Raw genomic sequence first — 22798 nt, 5'->3', positions numbered from 1 at the left:
CACATTCTTCCTATAGGAAAATAGAAAGTCATTAAAATGATAGCGCTTTCTAAAAACTAGAATTGAAGTCACCGAAACCAAAAATAAAATGGTGAATTCAGTCGAACGAAAGGGTACTATGATTCAAATCTGTATAGTTCTTTTGATCTAAATTGATGATTTTAAAAAACACGGCTAACATACATACCGCAAGCTGTTCAGCGTGTATTCGGGACTTTTGAAAAGCGCTGGCTCTTTCTTGACACGATTTCTCATCATGTTACGATAACTAACGTGCGAAAAACACGAACAAAAAGCGAACAAGGGAGAGGATCAATATCATTGATCAAAAGAAAGTTGCTTTCATTGGAGCAGGTTCTATGGCGGAAGGAATGATTGCAGGTATTGTGCGATCAGGTCAGATGCCGCTCAGCCAAATTTACGCAACAAACAAGCAAAATAAGCAGCGATTAAACGAACTAACGAAACGCTACGGAATCCAAACAGCCACAATGGATTCATTTCCTTTTGAAGAAATGGATATGTTGATCCTGGCAATGAAGCCAAAGGATGCTGAAACAGCACTTGAATCATTAAAACCTCATATTCAGAAAGATCAGCTCATCCTGTCTGTACTTGCAGGTGTGACATCATCGTATATTGAAGACATGCTGCATGAAGGGCAGCCTGTTATGCGAGTAATGCCAAATACGTCAAGTACGATTGGGGCGTCGGCGACCGCTTTATCTGCTGGACGTTATGTGAAAAATGAACATGTAAGCATGAGTCGGGCTCTTTTATCTGAAATGGGAGAAGTGTATACCATTCAGGAAGAGCAAATGGATATTTTCACAGGAATTGCCGGAAGTGGTCCAGCTTATTTTTATTTCTTAATGGAAAGAATCGAAGAGGCTGGAGAAGAAGCTGGCTTATCAAAAGAAATGTCCCGTCAAATCGGTACACAGACACTTCTCGGTGCAGCGAAGATGCTGCAAGAAACAGCTGAAAATCCTTCTGTCCTCAGAGAAAAAATTACGTCACCTAATGGAACAACTGCTGCAGGACTAGATGCATTAGATGATTTTGGCGGAGGAGAAGCCATCAAACAGGCTGTCAAACATGCTGCCAATCGATCAAAAGAAATAAGTGAACAGCAAAAACAAAAAGTAACGATATAAATAGAGCCTCAATACAGGAGTGATAAGGTGTACGCAGATAAAGAGAGAAAACGAATTGTTGTGAAAATCGGAAGCAGCTCTCTTACTAGCTTTCAAGGTGAGATTAGTTTAAAAAAACTAGAAAACCTCGTCAATCAAATTGTAAAACTCAAAGATGAAGGACACGAAGTCATTTTGGTCTCATCTGGTGCGGTTGCAGCTGGTTACCGAAAATTAGGATTTATTGATAGACCGAAAACACTGCCAGAAAAACAGGCGTCTGCCTCAATAGGGCAAGGGCTTTTAATGGAGTCATATTCTACTTTATTTTTATCGCACGGTTATATTGCTTCACAGCTATTAATTACAAGAAGCGATTTTTCAGATGAAACGCGCTATCAAAATGTGCGAAATACAATGAATGTGTTATTAGATCGAGGGATCATCCCGATTATTAATGAAAATGATACAGTGACGATCAATCGGTTGAAATTTGGAGATAATGATACATTGTCTGCAAAAGTAGCTGGACTGATTGATGCGGATTTCCTCGCTATTTTATCTGATATTGACGGCTTGTATGAAGATAACCCTCATACAAATCCGAATGCGAAGAGAATTCTAGAAGTCACAGAAATCACAGAAGACATCGAAGCAGCCGCTGGAGATGCGGGAAGCAGCGTTGGCACAGGCGGAATGAAATCAAAACTCGACGCCTTTAAAATTTCAATGGCCTCAGGCATCAATGGCTTTTTGGGAAAAGCCGATACGCCTCACATTTTAGACAAAGCCATTAATGGGACAGAGGACGGCACTTATTTTACAGCTGACGAAAATTTAGCGCCGCTGAATTATAAAAAACAGTGGATTGCTTTTCATTCTGGCCCAAAAGGCGAAATCGTTGTTCAAGAGAAAACACAGGAGCTTCTCATGCATCGTGAGAAAAGTCTGGATTCTGACGGCATAGTCGATGTAAAGGGTTCGTTTAAAAAAGGCGATGTTGTCCGTATTTTAGATCAAGATGAAAGAGAAATAGGGCTTGGCATTGTCAATTATGCGTCCGACGAACTCGCACTGAACGGTGACTTGCTACAGGATGAAGTGGTGCATGTCGTAGATCTTGAAGCGTTTGTTTGTCATTTAGATTTATCAATACCAGTTTGCTAATCATAAGGGAGGAATTTCATGACACTGACAGCTGAAGTTGTCACATCGGTCAAAGAAAAAGCGAAAAAAGCAAAGCACGTATCAAAAAAACTAGGTTTACTTCAAACAGAGGAAAAAAATGAGGCGCTGCTGAAAATAGCAGGAACACTCGAACAGCAAAGTGATTTTATTTTACAGGAAAATCAAAAGGATTTAGAGGCAGGAAAAGAAAAGGGCTTCTCTGAAGCATTAATGGATCGATTAATGTTAAATGAAGAGAGAATTCATGAGTTTGCAGAAAGTTTGCGGCTTGTGACGAGATTAACAGATCCTGTTGGAGAAATATTGGATGAATGGACTCTTGAAAACGGCTTACATGTGAAAAGCCGAAGAGTACCGCTCGGCGTGATCGGGATGATCTATGAAGCGAGACCGAATGTCACTGTCGATGCAGCAGGGCTTGCCCTCAAGGCAGGCAACTCAGTGATTTTAAAAGGCGGTTCCTCCGCTATTTCTTCCAACAAAGCCATCGTCCGCGTCATTCATGAGGCATTGGATCAAACAAAGATCCCTCGTGATGCGGTACAGTTTATTGAACAAACAGACCGTTCATCGGTTCAAGCGATGTTTCATCTAAAAGAATGGATCGATGTTTTAATTCCGAGAGGCGGGGCTTCGTTAATCAAAACAGTTGTAGAAGAATCGACCATTCCAGTTCTTGAAACAGGGACAGGGAACTGCCATATCTTTATTGATCAAACAGCGAATGTAGAAAAAGCCATTCAGATTGTCATCAATGCGAAAACAAATCGTCCGGCCGTTTGTAATGCGCTTGAGACTCTGATCGTTCATCGCGATTGGCTGAAAGAAAATGGTGCAGCATTGAATGAAGCACTCCTTCAGCATCATGTCACTGTGCATGGGGATCAAGACGCTCAATCTTTCTTTTCCGAAGCGGTTCCTGCGGAGGAAGTAGATTGGACAGATGAGTATTTAAGTCTTGATCTTGCGGTGAAAGTCGTTGACTCAATTGAGGACGCCATTCACCACATTGATCAGTACGGAACGAAACATTCAGAAGCCATCGTAACAGAGGATGAAAAAAACGCACAAATCTTTCTAAACGAAGTCGATGCGGCCGCTGTTTATCATAACGCATCTACACGTTTTACAGATGGCGGTGCACTAGGATATGGCGCTGAAATTGGCATTTCTACTCAAAAGCTGCACGCAAGAGGGCCAATGGGACTTCCTGCACTGACAACGACAAAGCTGCTTCTGTCTGGTGATGGTCAGATTAGAAGCTAGAATGAATGTAACGAACACTACCTTTCTCCTTGGGGTAGTGTTTTTTTAGTGTATGATAAAAGAAGAGAGAAAAAAGGGGGAACGACATGGAAACGATCAACACATCGATCTATTTAAGAGATTTCAAAGAAAGCGATGCTGAAGCACTGGCAACACTTGAATATGAAAATCGCGAGTTCTTTCAGCCATTTACTTCATTTAGACAAGAGGATTTTTACACCATCCCCGAACAATTGAAGCGAATTCAGACATTTCAGCAAAGCCGCCAAAAAGACGAAACATATGCAAAAGGAATTTTCCACCGCGCGTCACATCAGCTCATTGGCACAATCACATTATCTGGTGTTGTCAGAGATGTTCTTCAAAGCGCCTGGCTTGGATACGGACTTGATCAAAAACATAATGGAAAAGGCTACACAACTGAAGCAATTGCCCTCATGCTAGATGAGGCATTTCATGTGCTGGATCTTCACAGAATTGAAGCAGGTGTTCAGCCTCATAATATAGGTTCCATACGAGTACTTGAAAAGGCAGGTTTTCAAAAAGAAGGTCTATCTAGACAAAATGTAAAAATCAATGGGGAGTGGAAAGATCATTATTTGTTTGCGATTCTTGCGACGGATGAAAGGCCTCACATTATATCAAAATAAAAACTCCCCAGATGAGGGGTTTTCACTGATTTTAATAAAATTTATCTGTTAACTTAGGCTGGACATGGTCCTTTCCATGTCCAGTTTGCTAGCTTTTTGAGATTCATGGCAGCGAAAGTAAGCATCGCCTATATTGAAACTTTTTTGAGTCCACGAAGTTTCGTCCAATTGACTTTGTGTACAGTTATCTAAAAACGAGCAGGACTTGCATATCTCTGAATCAGACGCATATTGCTTATAGCCTTCTCTAGTCGTTGTACGATAATGCCCGTTGGGGCAAATGTAACAATCAAAATATGCATCATACACGTATTCATTCTTTTCAAATAACCAGCTTTTGTTCTTGGCGAATGCGAGGTTTTGTCTACACGCTGAAACTCCCCCATATGAGGGGGAGTTTTTTATGAACTTGAACGGTCTTTTTTCATGACTTTCTCAAATTTGAAAAATTCAAATGTCTCAGGCGCTAAAGGGTCATTTTCTTGATCGTTCTCATGAGGCAAGCTCGGATCTGGATGGTGCAAGTGATAAAACTCAACAATCTGAAACCCGCATTTGTTCACATAAAAATGAATGTTGCGCTTCTCAAAATAAGGAGTGACAACTTCCCACACCTTCGTTTCTGGATATTGCGCCTCAATGGCTTTCCATGCTGCCTGACCAATGCCGCGGCTGTGAGATGATGAAGAAATGTATAATAGGTCCACCGAATTGCGGTGTGTGAGAGGGTTGATTTTTAAAACAACCCCTCCTGCCTTTTGACCGTTTAGTAAAATATGATAGACAAGGTTCTCAGTCGAATAAAAAGATTCATCAATCGATTTATCAGGTGGAATTGGTCCACCTTCTGCATCGCCAAATGCATCAATGATGCCAGCTGTAAAAGCATCTTGCAGTTCTTTTTTCATCAAAGGGAAGTCCTCTTGTTTTGCAAGTGATAATGTGACTTGATCTTGTGAGATTTTGTTCATGTGTAAATCCTTTCTCCACATATGTGGTGTTTCTGCATGTTATCATAAAGAATGGAGTAACTCCATAGTCAAGAAAGGAGCCCTAAAAATGATGAGCGATGTTCAAAAAACATTTTTAACTGGAGAATTTGCGGCATTATTTGAAGTGAAAAAAGATACACTGCTCTATTATGATAAAATCGATTTGTTTAAGCCGACAGGTGTTCAGGAAAATGGGTACCGTTATTATACATTTGAACAGTTTGATCATTTCATGGCCATTCAATCTCTTCGCGCTGTTCAATTTCCGATCAAGCAATTAAAACAATACTTTACTGAGCCTTCTCAGGAAAAATTGCAAAGCCTGGCGGTTGAGCAAGCAGAAAAGGTCGGGGAGGAGATCCAAAAACTACAGGATATTCAATCTTTTCTTTTTCGTGTGATCGAGACAACGAATGAATTATCATCAGTGAAAACAGGGGAGGTCTTGTTTCAAGAACTGCCAGATGAATCGATCGTCCTCAGTACATCAAACCCGATTGATTCAAACACACCTATAGAAGAAATTTCTCGAATTGTAGGAGAATTTCTGAAAGGGATTGGTATTAAAGGTGCCGCGGCAAATGGTTCTGTTTTAAACAAGGAGCAGTTTTTGCAGCGTCATTATCATCAGTCTGATAGGCTGTTTTGCCGAATGGAAGGGCCGGATGCAGTCAAAAAGCCTGCGGGTCTATATGCAGTCATGTATCAACAAGGAACATATGAAGAGATGGAGACTGCCTATTCACGTTTATTAGATCGAATCGAAGCAGAGGATATGATACTGGATGGGGCTGTCTTTGAGGAGTATTTACTTCATTCTCTGATGTCTAAAAATGAAGCGGATTACATGACAAAACTTAGTGTGAAAGTCAGAAAACGGGAAGCTTAAGGCATAACAAAAAGGATAGACAGGCATTTTTACATGCTGTCTATCCTTTTTGGTGCTATTTAACCGACTTGGTTTTCGGCAAATTGACTCATATAGAGGTCTGCATAAAAGCCTTTTTCTTTCAAAAGCTCACGATGAGTTCCTTTTTCAATGATCGTGCCATCTTTCATGACTAAAATGAGATCGGCATCTTTAATCGTTGAAAGTCGATGTGCAATGACGAAGCTTGTTCTGCCGTTCATTAATTCATTCATCGCTTTTTGAATATGCATCTCTGTCCGTGTATCGACACTGCTTGTTGCTTCATCTAAGATTAATATCTTCGGATCAGATAAGATGGCACGGGCGATGGTTAACAGTTGACGCTGACCTTGTGAGAGGTTGCCGGCATCTTCTGTTAAGAGTGTGTCATATCCATCTGGAAGGGTGCGGATGAAATCGTCTGCATAGGCATGTTTAGCGGCCTTCAACACATCCTCTTTTGAAACATTTGGTCTGCCATATGCGATGTTGTCATAAATTGTGCCTTCAAAGAGCCATGTATCCTGAAGAACCATCGCAAATAAGTCACGCACTTGCTCTCGGCTGAGGTCGGTTGTTTTTACGCCGCCAATGCGAATGGAGCCTTGATCTAGCTCGTAAAAGCGCATTAACAGATTAATAATCGTTGTTTTTCCAGCACCTGTTGGCCCAACAATGGCCACCGTTTGTCCTTCTCGGACTTGTAAATTCAAATCTTTAATAATGGGTTGATCTTTCTCATAACCGAAGTGAACGTGCTCAAAGGCCACATCTCCGGAAAGGGATTTAAGATCAATCGCTGCATCTTCTTGCGCATGTTCTTCTTCTTCATCCAGAATTTCAAACACCCGTTCAGCAGAAGCGATAGCAGATTGAACTAAGTTTGCAACACTGGATGCTTGCACAAGCGGCTGCGACATTTGCTGTGTGTATTGGATAAATGCTTGCACATCCCCAACACGAATATTCCCGTTAATGACAAGAATTCCGCCAGCAACACTTACCGCCACATAGCCAAGATTCCCAATAAAGGTCATCATCGGCATCATTAAGCCGGAGATAAATTGTGCTTTTCTTGAAGATTCATATAGTTGTTCGTTTAATTGATCAAATGTATCAATGGCTTTCTTTTCATAGCCATACGCACGAACCGTCTGATGTCCTGTGAACATTTCATTAATATGTCCATTGATCATCCCTAGTTCTTTTTGCTGTGCTTTAAAATGCTTTTGCGAAAATGATGTAATGCCTCGAATCGCAAACAAACTAAGAGGCAGCGTCAAACAAACAAGCAGCGTCAGTAGCGGACTGATGAAAAGCATCATGACGACAATTCCAATGACTGTAATGACAGATGTGATCACTTGCGTGAGTGCCTGCTGTAAAGAAGTATTAATATTATCAATGTCATTCATCACCCGGCTCAGCGTGTCTCCGTGTGTTGTTTTATCAAAATAACGAAGGGGGAGACGTGTGAGCTTGTCATTTGCTTCTTGCCTTAATTCAGCAATGGTCTGCTGCGAGACACCCGCCATCACATATTGCTGCACGAATGAGAAAAGAGATGCCACGACATATAATAGAACAAGCAGCAATAAAATGCGTGAAATGACATCGAATTGAACGCCAGTTCCTTGTGTAAAACTTTCAAATAGGGAAGAGGTGGCATCCCCAAGTAATTTTGGACTGACGACATTAAAAACGGTTGAACCGATCGCTGCAATCAGGACAATGATCAGCTGAAATTTCCTCGGTTTTAAATAGCCCGTTAAACGAAGAAGTGTTTTTTTAAATTCCTTCGGTTTTTGTACTGGGCCCCTTGGGTGACCGCCTTTATGTCCCATTCCAGAAGACATTTTTTTACTCATCCTTGCTCCACCTCCTGACCTTCCTGTGATGCGACTATTTCTTGATAGACAAGGTTATCTTTCAGTAACTGTTCATGTGTACCGATACCTGCTATTTTTCCATCATCTAACACAATGATTTTATCGCTATGCTTCACTGTGCTGATTCTTTGGGCCACAATAATCAAAGCAGCATGCTCTTTTTCAGCTTCTAGCGCTGACCGAAGTTTTGCATCCGTTTTGTAATCAAGGGCAGAGAAGCTATCGTCAAACAGGTAGAATGCGGGTTTTCTTACGAGTGCTCTTGCGATCGAAAGACGTTGTTTTTGACCGCCAGAGAGATTCGAACCCCCTTGGTCTATCTCTGCGTGAATTCCGCCATCTTTTTGCAAAACAAATTCTTCGGCCTGTGCTGTCCGCAGTGCCTGCCAAATCTCGTCATCTGTAGCATCTCGTTTGCCAAAGCGCACATTATCGGCAATGGTTCCGCTAAATAAAATGGCTTTTTGAGAAACATAACCCATCTGACTTCTCAGTTTCTCTTGAGGCAATTCTCTAATATCGACACCATCTAATGTAATTTTTCCTTCTGTTGCCTCGTAAAAACGTGTCATCAGCTGAAGAAGGGTCGTTTTCCCGGAACCTGTACTGCCGATGATTGCCGTCGTTTCACCCTTTTTGGCTTCAAACGTCATGTCTTGAACGGCTGGTTTTTCAGCATTTGAATAATAAAATGACACATCCTCAAAGCGAATGGACTGGGCTGGCTGATCAAGTTTAGTGACAGCTTCTTTTTTGTCTTTAATTTTTGGTTCTAGATTTAACACTTCATTCATCCGTTTAGCTGATGCCTGAGCTCTAGGCACCATAATAAAACTCATAGACAGCATAATGAGTGCCATTAAAATCATCATCGCATATTGAATGAAGGCGATCAGATTCCCGACTTCCATCTGTCCGGCATCAATCCGATTAGCGCCAATCCAGACAATGCCGATATTCGTGAAGTTCATGATAATGAGCATAAAAGGGAACAAGTACGCCATTAATCGATTGACTTTAAGGCCAGTATCCTTATACGATGTATTGGCTTCTTGAAAACGTTCCTTTTCGTCATCTACTCGGTTAAACGCACGAATGACCCGAATGCCTGAAAGCGACTCTCTCATAATCAAGTTCAGCCGGTCCGTTTTTTTCTGAAGCTGGCCAAAGAGGGGGATTGCTTTTCTTGACACCAAATAAATGAACCCGCCAAGAAGGGGAAGAGCTGCTAAAAAGATGAGAGATAACACAGCATCTCTAGATACAGCCAAAATAATTCCACCAACGAGCATAAGAGGCGCCCGTGTCATCATTTGTAAGATCATGATCGTGACATCTTGAACTTGTTTCACATCATTTGTGGATCTTGTAATAAAGGAAGATGTCCCGATTTTTTGAAATTCTTCTAATGAGAATTGTTCGACATGCACAAACAGCTGTCTTCTCATATCACGCCCGAAGCCTAGAGCTGTCTTAGATGACAAGTAGGACTTCCAAATCGTGAGCAAGATTGCAAGTAAAGAACAAGCCACCATCCAGCCCCCAACCTTCCATATATAAGCGACATCTCCTTGGACGATCCCGACATCAACGATATCTGCCGTAAGCGTCGGTAAATACAGCTGGAGCATACTGCTTAAAAAGGTGAGAATCACAATGGACACAACGGATAGCCGATAGGGCTTTAAAAACGATAAAATTGATTTCATACGATTACCTTTCTTCCATATAGTCTGTTGTTCTGTAACTCATCATATACAAAGAGGGATTATTTCTACAAATGAAATGTCTTGTTTTAATGAATTATTTATATTGTTCAATTTTTGAAAAGAAGTCCTTTACAAACATATAAAAATCATGGGCAGAAGGAGACATCTCTCTCGATTTAGAAGCAATAATTCCGACCGTTCTTCTCACTTGAGGGAAATCAATGGGAATTTTCACTGTAAATCGCGGTGTTGTTTCATAAAAAGCACTTTCGGGTAATAAAGTAACGCCCATACCCGCTGACACAAGACCTTTAATGGCATCCAAATCTTCTCCTTCAGATGAGATAGTTGGCTCATAGCCAGCCTGCTTACAGGCATCAACCGCAATTTGTCTCAGCACATACCCTTCAGGAAATAAAACGAAATGGTCTTTTCTCAAATCACTTAAATGAATACTTCTTTGCCCGCTAAAGGGGTGACTAATAGGTAAAAGGGCATAAATGCTTTCGGAAAACAAGATATTTCCTTCTATTTGAGGATCGTTTGTCGGGACGGGTCCTAAAAAGGCAAGATCAATGTCTCGATTTTTGACAGCTTCAATCAGAAACTTATAGGAACCTTGACGAAGTAAAAAATCGACCTCTGGATATTCCAGCTTAAATGCGGAAATGACAGAAGGGAGCACTTGGCTTGCTAGACTTGTAGGAAATCCAATGTTCACTGTCCCTTTGTGGGGGTCTAAGTATTCATCAATTTGTTCTTTGGCGTAATCTATCGCTTTTAGGGCGGTTCTGACATGGTCCAAAAATTGTCTGCCGATTTTCGTTAATTTGATATTTCGTCCTTCTCGTTCGAATAAAGCCACTCCAAGTTCTTCTTCTAAATTGGCAATCTGCCGGCTGATGGCAGATTGGGCAACGTGTAAGTTTTCAGCCGCTTCTGACACGTGTTCACGGTCAGCAACTTCTACAAAATAACGTAATTGACGAAGCTCCATTTTTGCACTTCACACCCATCTATCTCAAAAAGAGATTGTTTTGATCTAAATTATATATTGTTTATATTAATTTGAAAACTTAAAATAAGTTACAGAGTTTGTGAGATTTTATTACTGTGAAAAAACGGATCTTTTAAACGGGGGAGAGAAACGATGACTTATAATCAACTACCACAACCACAAGGTCTCTACCGTCCTGAATTTGAACATGATGCATGTGGAATCGGACTGTACGCCCATTTAAAAGGGGAGGCGACACATAGCATCGTCAAAAAGGGATTGCAAATGCTGTGCCAGCTTGATCACCGCGGCGGGCAAGGCAGTGATCCGTATACAGGTGATGGTGCCGGCTTAATGGTACAACTGCCAGACGCTTTTTTTAGAAAGAACTGTCAAGACTTTGCACTTCCTGAAAAGGGCCGTTACGGGGTAGGAATGGTGTTCTTTTCAAAAGATGATGATGCCAAAACGCGTCAAGCGATCGAACAAAAGATCAACGGCTTCATTAAACAAGAAGGGCAAACATTAATTGGCTGGAGAACGGTCCCTGTTGATGCTGGGAAAATTGGAACGGTTGCAGCGAAGAGCTGTCCGGTTGTCCGGCAAGTGTTCATCGGAGCAAACGACAACGTAACAGACCGTTTGTCATTTGAACGAAAATTATATGTCATCCGTAAGCAGGCTGAAAACTGGGGAACAGCAGAGGAAAAACAATTTTACTTTGTCAGTCTGTCTAGTCAAACCATTGTATATAAGGGGCTTTTAACATCAGATCAAGTTGATGCTTTTTATCTTGATCTACAGGATGAAACATTTGTTTCTGCATTTTCACTTGTTCATTCAAGATTTAGTACAAATACATTCCCGACATGGGAACGAGCGCATCCAAACCGTTACTTAATTCATAACGGAGAAATCAACACATTAAGAGGAAACATCAATTGGATGAGAGCAAGAGAACAACAATTCGTGTCTGAAGCCTTCGGAGAAGATCTAGACAAGATTTTGCCAGTGCTGAATGCAGACGGAAGTGATTCATCCATTTTAGACAATGCCTTTGAATTTTTCGTGCTTGCAGGGCGTACTCCTGCTCATACAGCGATGATGCTGATTCCTGAGCCGTGGACGGAGAATACGCACATGTCTAAAGAGAAACGGGCATTTTATGAATATCATAGTTCGTTAATGGAGCCGTGGGATGGCCCGACAGCGATTTCGTTTACGGATGGTAAACAAATCGGCGCCATCTTAGATCGGAACGGATTAAGACCTGCGAGATACTACGTAACAAATGACGATCATATCATTTTCTCATCTGAGGTCGGCGTCATCGACACAAATGAAGAAGATGTGAAGTATAAAGACCGTCTTGAGCCAGGTAAAATGCTGTTAATCGATTTAGAAGAAGGACGCATTATTTCGGATGAAGAAGTGAAATCTTCGATTGCGAATGAACTTCCTTATCAAAAATGGCTCGATGAAGAAATGGTTCACGTCAATCGCTCTGAAGAAAATTCAGAAAATTCTAGTATAATGAGTGATTTGTTAACACGTCAGCGTGCTTTCCATTATACGTACGAAGACATTCAAAAATATTTAATTCCTTTACTAGAAGAAGGCAAGGACCCAATCGGCTCAATGGGAAGTGATACACCGCTTGCTGTGTTATCAGATCGTGCGCAGTCGCTGTTTTCTTATTTTAAACAGCTGTTTGCTCAAGTGACGAACCCGCCAATTGATGCCATTCGTGAGCAGCTCGTTACATCGACCATGACTTGGTTAGGTGCTGAGGGAGATATTTTACATCCAAATGAATATTCATGCCGAAGAATTAAACTTTATACACCAGTTTTAACAAGCGGGCAGTTCAACGGCTTGAAAACGATTGTTCATAACGCCTTTAAAAGCAAAACGATTCATACACTTTTCACTGATGACCTAAAACGTGGTCTTGATGCGATGTTTGAAGAGGCAGAAAAAGCGATTCGTGAAGGGGTATCTTTACTAATTCTTTCCGATCGTGACATGACGGAAGAAAAAGTGCCGATTCCACCACTTCTTGCATTGAGTGCACTTCATCAGCATCTTGTGCGTCAAGGCTTACGAACAAAGGTGAGCTTAATCGTAGAATCTGGAGAAGTAAGAGAGGTTCATCATTTTGCCGCACTGATTGGCTACGGTGCAGATGCGATCCATCCGTACCTCGTTTACGAAACATACAAACAGCTTATTGCTGAAGAAGCGATTGCGATTAGCTTTGATGAAGCTGTCACAAAGTTTGGGAAAAGTGTGACTGAGGGCGTAGTTAAAGTAATGTCTAAAGTGGGAATTTCCACTGTCCAAAGCTATCGAGGCGCACAAATTTTTGAAGCAGTCGGCATTAGTGAAGATGTCATCCAGGCGTATTTCACAGGAACAGCTTCACAGCTAGGCGGTATTGATCTTGACACCATTGCAAGTGAAGCAAAGCTTCGTCATGAGGCTGGGTATCAGGCATCAACAGATCAAACGCTAGAATCAGGCAGTGAGTTCCAGTGGAGAAAAAATGGAGAGCATCATGCCTTTAATCCAAAAACCATTCATACCCTTCAGTGGGCATGCCGCAACGAAGATTATGATCTATTTAAGCAATATACGAAGGCGGCGGATGAAGAACGAATTGGTTTCCTTAGAAATCTATTTGCTTTTCGTTCAAAACAAAAGCCAGTTCGTCTAGAAGAAGTTGAATCTGCTGAATCCATTGTACGCCGCTTTAAGACAGGTGCGATGTCATTTGGTTCACTAAGTAAAGAAGCGCATGAAGCACTAGCGATTGCGATGAACCGAATTGGCGGCAAAAGCAACAGCGGAGAAGGCGGGGAAGACCCTGCACGCTTCACAGTAGATGAGCACGGGGATGATCGCAGAAGTGCGATTAAACAGATTGCTTCTGGCCGCTTTGGCGTGAAAAGTCATTATTTAGTCAATGCAGATGAACTGCAAATTAAAATGGCGCAAGGTGCAAAGCCGGGAGAAGGCGGACAGCTGCCAGGAAATAAAGTATATCCTTGGGTCGCAGACGTACGTGGTTCTACGCCAGGTGTTGGCCTAATCTCACCACCGCCTCACCATGATATTTATTCAATCGAGGATTTGGCTCAATTGATCCATGATTTGAAAAATGCAAACCGTGATGCACGCATCAGTGTCAAGCTAGTTTCTAAAGCTGGCGTTGGTACGATTGCAGCAGGTGTAGCAAAAGGGACAGCGGATGTCATCGTAATTAGTGGATATGATGGCGGTACTGGAGCTTCTCCGAAAACAAGTATTAAACATACAGGACTTCCTTGGGAGCTTGGATTGGCAGAAGCGCATCAAACCCTTGTCTTAAACGGCCTTCGAGAGCGAGTCGTTCTTGAGACGGATGGCAAATTAATGACAGGACGCGACGTTGTCATGGCTGCGATTTTAGGAGCAGAAGAATACGGCTTTGCGACAGCTCCACTTGTCGTATTAGGATGCGTCATGATGAGAGCATGTCATTTAGATACTTGCCCAGTCGGAGTCGCTACTCAAAACCCTGAACTTCGCAAAAAATTCATGGGTGACCCTGATCACATTGTCAATTTCATGATGTTTATTGCAGAGGAAGTAAGAGAAATTTTAGCTGAACTTGGCTTTACATCAATGGATGAATTGATTGGGCGTACGGATGTTTTATCAGTAAGTGAAAGAGCAAAAGCACACTGGAAAGCAGGACAGCTGAACCTTGAAACCCTGCTTTATCAGCCAGAGGGACCACGCACATTCAGAACGCCGCAAAATCATAAAATTGATGAATCACTGGATATGAATGAGATTCTCCCTTATGTACAGGAAGCGCTCGATCATCAAACACCAGTTGATCTGTCACTAAACATTCGCAACATTCACCGTGTAGCTGGAACGATTACGGGCAGTGAAGTGTCTAAGCGCTACGGCGAAGAAGGTCTGCCAGAGGATACGATCACACTTCGGTTCACTGGTTCAGCTGGACAAAGCTTCGGCGCATTTGTTCCAAAGGGGATGTCTTTATATTTAACAGGTGACTCAAATGACTATATCGGCAAAGGACTCTCTGGAGGCAAAATTGCTGTCAAAACATCTGATCACTTTGTACAAAATGGACATGAGAACGTGATTGTCGGTAACGTTGCATTTTACGGCGCGACAAGCGGAAAAGCGTTTATTAACGGTCGTGCAGGTGAACGTTTTGCCGTGCGTAATTCAGGTGTCAATGTGGTCGTTGAAGGAATCGGTGATCACGGCTGTGAATACATGACTGGCGGACGTGTTGTCATTTTAGGTGACGTTGGGAAGAACTTTGGCGCAGGGATGTCTGGCGGTATCGCTTACGTGCATACATCCGATGCAAAACAGTTCAAAAGAATGTGTAACATGGAAATGATCATGTTTGAAAAACTCACAGATCACGAAGAAGAACAAGAAGTGAAGCAAATGATTCAGGAACACCTTGATTATACAAACAGCTCAAAAGCAGCAGCGCTTCTAGAGAACTGGGCACAAGAAAAGAATCAATTCATTAAGATCATTCCGAGAAATTACAAAATGATGCTTCAAAGCATTGAGGAACAAAAACAAGCAGGCCTCAGCCACGAGGAAGCTGTTATGTTCGCATTTGAAGCAAACACAAAACCGAAAAATAAAGAAACGGCAAACGGGCAAAAAGCAGCCGTCGCTCATTAAGAAAGGGGAGAGGACAATGGGCAAAGCAACAGGTTTTATGGATTATAAAAGAGAAAAGCCAAATGAACGTGACCCTCTCACTCGTCAAAATGACTGGAAAGAATATTCAGCTCCTTATACAGATGAGGTATTGAAACAGCAGGGTGCTAGATGTATGGATTGCGGAACACCGTTTTGTCAAATTGGAATGGAGATCAGGGGCGGCGTTTCTGGCTGCCCGATCTACAATTTAATTCCAGAATGGAATGACCTTGTCTACCGGGGCAGATGGAAAGAAGCGCTTGAAAGACTACAAAAAACGAACAATTTCCCTGAATTTACTGGAAGAGTATGTCCAGCACCTTGTGAAGGCTCATGTACCGTCGCGATCAATGATCCAGCAGTATCGATTAAAAATATCGAACGGACGATCATTGATAAAGGTTTTGAAAATGGCTGGATTACACCAAGAATTCCTTCAAGCCGTACAGGGAAAAAGATCGCTATTGTCGGATCAGGACCAGCAGGACTGGCAAGTGCAGACCAACTAAACCAAGCAGGACACGCTGTAACCGTGTTTGAACGATCTGATCGTCTAGGCGGACTGCTCACTTATGGTATTCCGAATATGAAGCTCGACAAAGAAGTCGTTGAGCGCAGAGTTAAACTTCTAAGACAAGAAGGGATTGACTTTGTGACCAATACAGAAATTGGTGTGGATATCACGGCTGATGAACTGAAAGAGCAATTTGATGCAGTCATCCTTTGTACAGGTGCACAAAAGCAGCGTGACCTGTTAATTGAAGGCAGGGAAGCAAAAGGGATTCATCTGGCAATGGATTATTTAACACTCGCAACAAAAAGCATGCTTGATTCAGGATTCAAAGATAAAAACTTTATTGACGCAAAAGGGAAAGACGTCATTGTGATTGGCGGAGGAGATACAGGCGCTGACTGCGTCGCAACTGCACTTCGCCAAAAAGCAAAAAGTGTTGTTCAATTCGGAAAGCATCCAAAGCTTCCAGATACACGTGTAGGGGATAACATGTGGCCAGAACAGCCTTATGTCTTCTCTCTAGATTATGCTTACGAAGAAGCACAAGCAAAATTTGGAGAAGACCCGCGCCAATATTCGATTCAAACCACAAAGATTGTGGCTGATAAAAATGGGAAGTTAAAAGAGCTTCATACCATTCAAATGGAAAAGGTGAAAAACGAACAAGGGAAGTTTGAATTTCATGAGATTCCAGGAACAGAAAAGGTATGGCCAGCTCAGCTAGTCTTTATTGCGATTGGTTTTGAGGGAACTGAACAGCCACTAGTGAAACACTTTGGCGTGGACAGCAAAAACAATCGGATTGACGCAAAATATGGGGAATATACAACGAATGTAGAAGGCGTATTTGCAGCGGGAGATGCAAGACGCGGTCAAAGCTTGATTGTCTGGGCAATTAACGAAGGCAGACAAGTGGCGCATGAGGTAGACCGTTATTTAATGGGGAGTTCGGTTCTGCCAAAATAGGTCAAACAAAGGGTGTTTACCATATATAGAGAAAAGCCATGACCAAAGAGTGGTCATGGCTTTTTATGATTCAGACATGGTTGGCTGGATAATGACTTTTTTACGTTTGAACTGGGATACAACCAAACAGAGGAAGACAGCAAGAACAAAAAGAGAAATGGTCAAAAAACCAAACGTATAGGAGCCCGTCATTTCTTTTAAACTGCCAAGAACGTTTGGTAAAAAGAATCCCCCAATGCCTCCTGCAGCCCCTACAATTCCAGTCACAATTCCAATTTCCTTATGAAACACTTGCGGCACAAGCTGGAACACCGCCCCATTCCCCATACCAAGACACATCATTCCGACAAATAAAAGCGCAATGACCACTGGTAAAGCAGGTAGACTACTCACTGCCCCTAAACAGATACCAATCAAAGCAAATAAACCGAGCAGTACTTTCATCCCGCCAATTTTATCGGCAATCAAACCGCCAACTGGTCGAAAGAAGCTGCCTGCCGCCACGCAAAGCGTCACAAAATCACCAGCATGAATTTTTGAAATCGCATATTGGTCCACAAAGAAAATACTCAAGAAACTTGAAAGGCCGACAAAACCACCGAATGTAATCGCATAAAGCAGGCAGAAAAACCACGTTGTTTTCACTTGAAAGACTGAAAAATAGGACCGAAGCGGCTGAGGGGCGGGCTGGTTTGGTGCATCTTTTGCTGTGAAAATAAAAAACAAAAAGACGAAACTTAAAGGAATAAGAGCGAGCCCCATCACTGTATGCCAGCCATACATCTCCGCAAGCCTTGGTCCAAAGAGTGTCGAGATCAGTGTTCCGCTGTTTCCGGCGCCGGCAATTCCCATCGCTACCCCTTGTAAATGAGGAGGGTACCAGCGGCTTGCCATCGGTAAAGCGACCGCAAAACTCGCACCTGCAACCCCTAATAAAATCCCGATCAGTACTAGCTCTGAAAGGGTTGTACCACCGAAAAACCCCCATATGAGCGGAATGGTGGTCAAAATCATGCCCATCATCGCTGTTTTTTTAGGTCCCATTCGGTCTGTTAATAGGCCTAGCACAATTCGAAAAAAAGATCCGGATAAAATCGGAATGGCTACAATCATGCCTTTTTCTATTGTCGATAAGGCAAAATCTTGTGCAATAAAAGCACCGAGTGCCCCCAGCAAAACCCAAATCATGAAACTCACGTCAAAATATAAAAATGAACCAAACAATGTCTTAGGGTGACCACTAGAAGTCAATTCTGAGAGTTTCACAAAACCCCTCCTTTATTTTGAATTTTCTGACTTAAAGATAGCGAGTTGATAGAAGGAATGGAAGTATTGTGTTAGAAAAAATGACATGGATAAACACTTTTTTACAAATGTGTGCCATAATCTAGGCAAACATTGCTTTGGCGCAAAAAGCTAGAAAGGTTGATCTCACATGGCAAAACGTAAACTCTTGTTTATCGGAAACGGCATGGCGAGTATGAAATGTATCGAACATATTGTAAAGAAACAGCCAGAACGCTATTCCATCACAATCATTGGAAAAGAGAAGCACCCAGCTTACAATCGAATAAAACTTTCATCGGTTTTACAAAAAAGTGAATCATTGTCTCAGATTGAACTAAAGCCAAAAGAATGGTACACCAAACATGACATCACCATCCAAACAGGCGAAGCAGTTGTCCACATCGATACAAAGCGTCAATTGCTCATGACAGAAGCACGCCGGAATATCCCGTATGACAAACTGGTTATCGCCACAGGCTCATCGCCTCATTTTCTGCCTATACAAGGCGTATCCAAAAAAGGGGTCTATGCTTTTCGTACGATTGACGATTATGAGGCCATTTACGCTGATTCTTTACGCTATGAGCGTGCAGCAGTCATTGGAGGTGGTGTACTTGGTGTGGAAGTGGCCGCTGGTTTACAGATCGCTGGACTGAAGACAACCTTGATTCATCACACGGATTGGCTTATGCAACGCCAATTAGATGAAACAGCTGCAGGGCTCTTGTCTCAACAATTAAGTCGCAAGGGGATTCAGGTAAAAACAAATGCTCATACGATTGCATGTTTAGGAAACGAGAGAGTAGAAGGCGTTCTGTTAAAGAGTGGAGACATCGTGGATGCTGATCTCGTGGTTTTCACAACAGGGGTCCGTCCGAATATAGAGCTTGCAAAACAGCACGGCATTCATACAAGAAAAGCCATTGTTGTAAATGATGTCATGCAGACAAACGTTGAGAATATTTATGCTATTGGAGAATGTGCAGAGCATAAGGGGATGGTGCACGGTCTTGTGCAGCCTATTTATGAACAAGCAAACGTGCTTGCGAATCATTTATTAGATGAACTGGTCACGAATTTACCTCCTGCCATTTGTTCAACAAAATTGAAAGCAAATGACATATCTATTTATTCTGCTGGCAGTATTGTAAACCGATCCCCCTCCGCTTCAGTGGTGACTTACTTAGATGAAGAACAAGAAGTATATAAAAAACTAGTGTTTGAACATGATGTGCTCACAGGCGTTGTATTAGTTGGTCAACTTGAGAGAGCTGAGCAGCTTTTGCAGGATGTAAAAGTGGGGCGTGATAAAAGCGTAGTCATGAAATCACTGAATGAAGAGCAGATATCCCCTTTAGATTCATTAAAAACAGAGGACCTCATCTGCCAATGCCACACGGTGACGAAGGGAGCGATATTCAAAAGCATATCGGCCCATCAGCTGACAAATTTAGAAGAGATAAAAAAACAGACAGGGGCCGCAACGGGCTGCGGAGGCTGTCAAGAGCTTGTTCGTGCCTGCTGCCATGTCTCATCAAATCAGCTAACGGAAGCACTGGACACGTTTTGCTCGTGCACAAATGTAGAGAAACAGACCATTTTTTCGTATATCAAAAATCAGCAGCCGCTGAATGAAGAGCAAGTAAGAAGACAATTTAATTGGATGACAGATAACGGCTGTGACAAGTGCCGAGCAGCCATTCCATACTATCTTGAGCAGTTTCAAGATCTTTTCGTAAAAGACAGCCCATCAGATCATGAGCACATACTAATGCCTCAGTTATATGGTGGCCGTCTTGATCTGACATTTTTACAGATGATAACCGGATTATTAGAGCAAAAGCAAATTCAGCACGTAGAACTAACGGAGAATAAACGAATTCGGCTGATCGGTATTTCACAAGAGGCCGCCCATATTGTAAAAGAACATGGACACATCATGCCACAGGAAAGCAAGAGACTTTCTCATGTTCTTTCATGTGATTGTCGTCACGATCCATCTGTCACAACACTTGTCATGGAGATCGAAAGACAACTAGAAAACACGCTTTTACCTGCAGTCACATCGATTCATATCGCTGGTCCTTCCTGCGTATGTCATTTCAGCCCCATCTATGACATCTGCATCAAGAAGCAGCTGGATGAATGGGACATTTATATAGGAGGCAGCATACGTCAACCTAAGGCAGGTCAGCTTTTTTATTCTGTGAGCCGAACGGATGAGCTGATTCCTTTTTTAAAAGCACTGCTTGAAGACTATAGAAAACGTGCATATTTTCAAGAATCTATTGGAGACTGGATCCAAAAAAACGGCATCATTTCCATCCGAGAAAAATTGCTCGATGAGGAAATGAGAGAAGAGCTCTGCGAACAATTTGAGCAAAGTAGACAAAAGGGTGTGAATGTATGAATCAATCTTTCTTACAATATGTGCAGCAAACATCAGAGCAGCAAGAGCGAAAAAGGGTGTTCCCATCTCAATGTCCGTTTTGCAGTATGCAGTGCAAAATGCAATTAGTCGAGCAGCACGCAGAAGGGCGAACACGCTACCAGACGATAGGTATTCATAATCCAACCACGTTCGGCAGGATCTGTATGAAAGGGCAGCATGCCCACCAGCACGCACTGCACAAGGAACGATTAAATCACCCCCTCATCAAAAGAAACGGTCAATTTGTCAAAGCGACTTGGCAGGAGGCTCTTGATGAAATCAAAAAACGCACTCAAACCCTTCAAGCGGCGCATGGACACGATGCTATCAGTGTGTATGGTAGTGCATCGATTACAAATGAAGAAGCTTATTTACTCGGAAAATTTGCAAGGGTCGCCCTTAAAACGAAATACATTGATTACAACGGAAGACTGTGTATGTCTTCAGCAGCAACAGCAGCTAACCAAACATTTGGACTTGATCGGGGTCTAACCTTTCCGCTTCGTGACATCAAGCATGCCCGGGTTTTACTATTGGTTGGAACCAATATAGCGGAATGTCAGCCGACCCTCATGCCGTACTTGGAAGAAGCTAAAAAGAACGGGGCATTTCTCATCGTGATCGATCCGCGAAAAACAGCAACAGCCAAACTAGCTGACTTACATGTCAGCTTAAGGCCTGGGTCAGATGCTGCACTCGCAAATGGAATCTTACACGTCATGCTTCATGAACAGTTACTAGACGAAGAATTTATTAAAAAACGAACATCAGGTTTTCAAGAAATGAAACAGCATATTTCACACATGTCCCTGCAAGACATTACGCAGCAAACCGGTGTATCGATGAAAGTCATTCAAAAAATAGCGAGAAAATTCGCCCGCGAAAAAACAGGCATGATTCTGACTGCAAGAGGCATTGAGCAGCAAATAGACGGGACAGCATCCGTTCGCAATTTCCTGAATATTCTGCTTGTTACTGGGAAAATTGGCCGGATTGGGTGTGGCTATGGCGCGATTACTGGGCAAGGAAATGGACAGGGTGCAAGAGAGCATGGACAAAAAGCAGATCAGCTTCCTGGTTACCGTGATATCACAAACCCAGTACATAGAAAAGAAATGGCTGAAATATGGAAGATCGATGAAAAAGAACTGCCTGGAAAAGGTGTATCTGCTTTTGAAATGTTTGAAAAAATGCAGAAAGGAGAGATAAAAGCGCTCTTTTTAATGTGTTCTAATCCCGTTCAATCAGGTCCGCATGCAAGTTTTATCAAAAAAGCCATCGAGCAGCTGTCCTTTTTTGTCGCAATTGATTTATTTATCTCTGAGACGGCTGCACTCGCAGATGTTATTTTACCAGCTTCGTCATATTTAGAGGACGAAGGGACCATGACGAACATAGAAGGACGCGTTACGCTGAGAGAAGCAACCTATCCACTCAAACACCAAAGAAAGCACGATTGGCAAATCATTTGTGATATAGCAGCAGTATTAGGCAAAGGCGGCTCTTTTTCTTTTTCATCTGCAGAAGACATCTTTGAGGAATTGAGAACAGCAACGAAAGGAGCCAAAGCCGATTATTCCGGTATGACCTATGACAGGTTAAGGAAGACGCAAGGCATATTATGGCCCTGCTCTCATTTGGAAGACCGAGGAACAGAAAGACTATTTGAGCATCAATTCTCACATCCTGATCAATTAGCAAAATTTGCAGTCGTTGCACATGGACAACAGGGTGCAAAAGAACCAGTCAGTCCAGAATATCCACTCTATTTAACGACCGGCAGGGTGATGGCTCATTACCAAACGGGCGTTCAAACAAGAAAAAGCACCTCTCTTGTTGCCCGGCAGTTTGAAGCTTATGTAGAGCTTCATCCTGATACAGCCAAAGCTTACGGGATTCAGCACGGGGAACTCGTCACCATCCAGTCAAAACGAGGTAGTGTCATCATGAGGTGCCACATAACAGATAGCATCCGAAAAGATACTGTGTTTGTTCCGTTTCACTGGAATAAACATCAATCAATTAACCTATTAATTGGTAAACAGTTAGATCCACACAGTAAAATGCCAGGTTTTAAATATTGTCCTGTACAGCTGTCAGCCTACAAGAATTGAAAA

Annotated in this window: 14 protein-coding genes and 1 pseudogene; 9 read left to right on the top strand and 6 right to left on the bottom strand. The window is 42.3% G+C overall.

Translation table 11 applies throughout. The annotated features are described in order from the left end of the window. Window positions 1-311 precede the first annotated feature (311 nt). The 4 genes from proC to NST73_RS09760 all read left to right on the top strand — a co-directional run bounded on the left by proC (window position 312) and on the right by NST73_RS09760 (window position 4240). Window positions 312-1157: a pyrroline-5-carboxylate reductase gene (gene proC / locus NST73_RS09775; RefSeq protein WP_342499557.1), complete on the top strand. Its 846-nt coding sequence runs from the start codon at window positions 312-314 to the stop codon at window positions 1155-1157. 27 nt (window positions 1158-1184) lie between these two features. Beyond that, on the top strand, window positions 1185-2303 hold the full coding sequence (gene proB / locus NST73_RS09770; protein ID WP_008346569.1) for a glutamate 5-kinase: 1119 nt from the start codon (window positions 1185-1187) through the stop codon (window positions 2301-2303). Between the two features lie 18 nt (window positions 2304-2321). Continuing rightward, complete coding sequence (locus tag NST73_RS09765) at window positions 2322-3590, top strand: glutamate-5-semialdehyde dehydrogenase (RefSeq protein WP_058336760.1); 1269 nt, start codon at window positions 2322-2324, stop codon at window positions 3588-3590. Window positions 3591-3676: 86 nt separating this feature from the next. After that, window positions 3677-4240: a GNAT family protein gene (locus NST73_RS09760; protein WP_178896681.1), complete on the top strand. Its 564-nt coding sequence runs from the start codon at window positions 3677-3679 to the stop codon at window positions 4238-4240. A gap of 53 nt (window positions 4241-4293) precedes the next feature. On the opposite strand, the pseudogene NST73_RS09755 reads toward NST73_RS09760, so the two are convergent. Together NST73_RS09755 and NST73_RS09750 are read right to left on the bottom strand one after the other, a co-directional pair. Then, window positions 4294-4587 (bottom strand): annotated as a pseudogene (locus tag NST73_RS09755) (IS5/IS1182 family transposase); the annotation flags it as partial. A 54-nt stretch (window positions 4588-4641) separates the two neighbouring features. Then, on the bottom strand, window positions 4642-5211 hold the full coding sequence (locus NST73_RS09750; protein ID WP_268360977.1) for a GNAT family N-acetyltransferase: 570 nt from the start codon (window positions 5209-5211) through the stop codon (window positions 4642-4644). 88 nt (window positions 5212-5299) lie between these two features. On the opposite strand from NST73_RS09750, the gene NST73_RS09745 reads away from it, so the two are divergent. Beyond that, window positions 5300-6121: a MerR family transcriptional regulator gene (locus NST73_RS09745; protein WP_342499078.1), complete on the top strand. Its 822-nt coding sequence runs from the start codon at window positions 5300-5302 to the stop codon at window positions 6119-6121. 59 nt (window positions 6122-6180) lie between these two features. Here NST73_RS09745 and NST73_RS09740 read toward each other — a convergent pair whose 3' ends face one another. The 3 genes from NST73_RS09740 to NST73_RS09730 form a co-directional block, all read right to left on the bottom strand. Then, window positions 6181-8010, bottom strand: coding sequence for an ABC transporter ATP-binding protein (locus NST73_RS09740; protein WP_024718328.1), 1830 nt, complete (start codon window positions 8008-8010; stop codon window positions 6181-6183). After that, the gene (locus NST73_RS09735) at window positions 8007-9740 is read right to left on the bottom strand and encodes an ABC transporter ATP-binding protein (protein WP_046526851.1); all 1734 of its coding nucleotides are present in this window, start codon (window positions 9738-9740) and stop codon (window positions 8007-8009) included. Before NST73_RS09735 ends, NST73_RS09740 begins: the two co-directional genes overlap by 4 nt. 94 nt (window positions 9741-9834) lie before the next feature. Continuing rightward, window positions 9835-10737 carry a LysR family transcriptional regulator gene (locus NST73_RS09730; protein WP_024718330.1) on the bottom strand — a complete coding sequence of 301 codons (903 nt, stop codon included), beginning with the start codon at window positions 10735-10737 and terminating at the stop codon, window positions 9835-9837. Window positions 10738-10890: 153 nt separating this feature from the next. Between NST73_RS09730 and gltB the strand changes: the two genes are divergently transcribed. Both gltB and gltD read left to right on the top strand, forming a co-directional pair. Next, window positions 10891-15462, top strand: coding sequence for a glutamate synthase large subunit (gltB, locus tag NST73_RS09725; protein ID WP_159159710.1), 4572 nt, complete (start codon window positions 10891-10893; stop codon window positions 15460-15462). Window positions 15463-15478: 16 nt separating this feature from the next. Further along, a complete protein-coding gene (gene gltD, locus NST73_RS09720) occupies window positions 15479-16963 on the top strand; it encodes a glutamate synthase small subunit (RefSeq protein WP_024718332.1) in 1485 nt (494 codons plus the stop codon). A gap of 63 nt (window positions 16964-17026) precedes the next feature. Here the strand turns inward: gltD and NST73_RS09715 are convergent, their stop codons facing one another. Beyond that, entirely contained in the window at window positions 17027-18229 is a 1203-nt protein-coding gene (locus NST73_RS09715; protein WP_008346586.1) for a nitrate/nitrite transporter, read from the bottom strand. 169 nt (window positions 18230-18398) lie between these two features. On the opposite strand from NST73_RS09715, the gene nirB reads away from it, so the two are divergent. Continuing rightward, window positions 18399-20660 carry a nitrite reductase large subunit NirB gene (nirB, locus tag NST73_RS09710; RefSeq protein WP_342499077.1) on the top strand — a complete coding sequence of 754 codons (2262 nt, stop codon included), beginning with the start codon at window positions 18399-18401 and terminating at the stop codon, window positions 20658-20660. Beyond that, the gene (locus tag NST73_RS09705; RefSeq protein WP_342499076.1) at window positions 20657-22795 is read left to right on the top strand and encodes a nitrate reductase; all 2139 of its coding nucleotides are present in this window, start codon (window positions 20657-20659) and stop codon (window positions 22793-22795) included. The genes nirB and NST73_RS09705 overlap by 4 nt, the downstream gene beginning before the upstream one ends. The last annotated feature ends 3 nt before the right edge of the window (window positions 22796-22798 follow it).

Origin of the sequence: Bacillus sp. FSL W7-1034, assembly GCF_038593365.1 — a bacterium.
GTDB lineage: Bacteria > Bacillota > Bacilli > Bacillales > Bacillaceae > Bacillus > Bacillus altitudinis.
This window is presented reverse-complemented; position numbering and strand designations above follow the sequence as displayed.